We start from the raw sequence: 1,528 nt of genomic DNA, 5'->3' as shown, positions 1-1,528 counted from the left end.
TTTGACGTCCAGGCCCTGGGCGTTGGTCAGAGTGACGGTATAGGTGATTTCGCCACCTTCGGACACGGTGGTCTTGTCGGCGGTGAGAGTCGCGACGACCTCGCTTTCGGTATCAGCGATCTGAACAGTGGCCGAGCTGCCGAGCTCCAGATTCTCGAAGGTCTTACCTGGAACACTGGCGTCGCTGATCCCAACGGTGAGCGAGCCCGAGTCTTTGAAGACGTCATCGCCTTGAGCTGGGGCTTTGTACTCAACTTGGGTCTGGCCCGCAGCGATGGTGACCTTGTCACCATTACTCAGGGTGACGGTCAGCGGACGGTCCAGCGGCTGGTTCACTTTGACGGTGAACGACGGCTGCTGATCTTCGGTGACATTGCCGTTGCTGACGATGGTGACGGAAACCTTGTCACCCTCGTTGCCAGTACCTGGAGTGCCAGTGCCTGGCTCGTCAGTCACGGTGGTGGTGACGGTGTTGTCGCCGAGGGTCAGCTTCTCGAAGTTGTCGCCACCGGTGACGGACTCGATCTTGTTGACGATGTTCGGCTGGCCGCCGACGTAGACGTCGTCCTTGGCGGTGATGGTGAAGGTGCCAGTAGCACTGCCCGCCGGAACGGTAACCTTGGTGCCATCGCTCAGGGTGAAGACCAAGCCGTTATGGCCAGTAACCGACAGGCCCTGGGCGTTAGTCAGGGTAACGGTATAGGTGATCTCGCCGCCTTCGCTGACGGTGGTCTTGTCGGCGGTGAGGGTCGCGACGACTTCGCTTTCGGTATCGGCGATCTGAACGGTGGCCGAACCGCCGAGCTCGAGGTTTTCGAAGGTCTTGCCCGAAACGGTAGCGCCGCTGATGCCAACGGTGAGCGAACCGGAATCCTTGAAGACGTCATCACCTTGTGCCGGTGCCTTGTACTCAACCTGAGTTTGGCCCGCAGCGATGGTGACCTTGTCGCCGTTGCTCAAGGTGACAGTCAGAGGGCGATCCAGCGGCTGGTTCACTTTGACGGTGAACGACGGCTGTTGATCTTCAGTGACATTGCCGTTGCTGACGATGGTGACGGAAACCTTGTCACCCTCGTTGCCGGTGCCCGGGGTGCCAGTGCCCGGTTCATCGGTGACATCGGTTTTCACTTCGCCCTGACCCAAGGTCAGTTTTTCGAAGTTGTCGGCGCCAGTGACCGATTCCAGCTTATTCACGATGCTTGGCTGACCGCCAACGTACACGTCATCAGGTGCATTAATGGTGATGGTGCCGGTGGCGCTGCCCGCCGGAACAGTCACTTTCGTGCCATCCGAAAGAGTGAAGGTCAGACCGCCATGACCTTTGACGTCCAGGCCCTGGGCGTTGGTCAGAGTGACGGTATAGGTGATTTCGCCACCTTCGGACACGGTGGTCTTGTCGGCGGTGAGAGTCGCGACGACCTCGCTTTCGGTATCAGCGATCTGAACAGTGGCCGAGCTGCCGAGCTCCAGATTCTCGAAGGTCTTACCTGGAACACTGGCGTCGCTGATCCCAACGGTGAGCGAGCCC

The 1,528-nt window shown here is 59.4% G+C and carries 1 protein-coding gene; it reads right to left on the bottom strand.

Annotated elements, in window-relative coordinates:
- Window positions 1-1,528: immunoglobulin-like domain-containing protein (locus VA602_RS15920; RefSeq protein WP_323453686.1), on the bottom strand; the 1,528-nt coding region annotated here is incomplete at both ends.

The organism is Pseudomonas machongensis, from assembly GCF_034961125.1.
Lineage (GTDB): Bacteria > Pseudomonadota > Gammaproteobacteria > Pseudomonadales > Pseudomonadaceae > Aquipseudomonas > Aquipseudomonas machongensis.
Note: the sequence above shows the minus strand (reverse complement) of the source record. Positions and strands in the feature narration are given on the sequence as shown.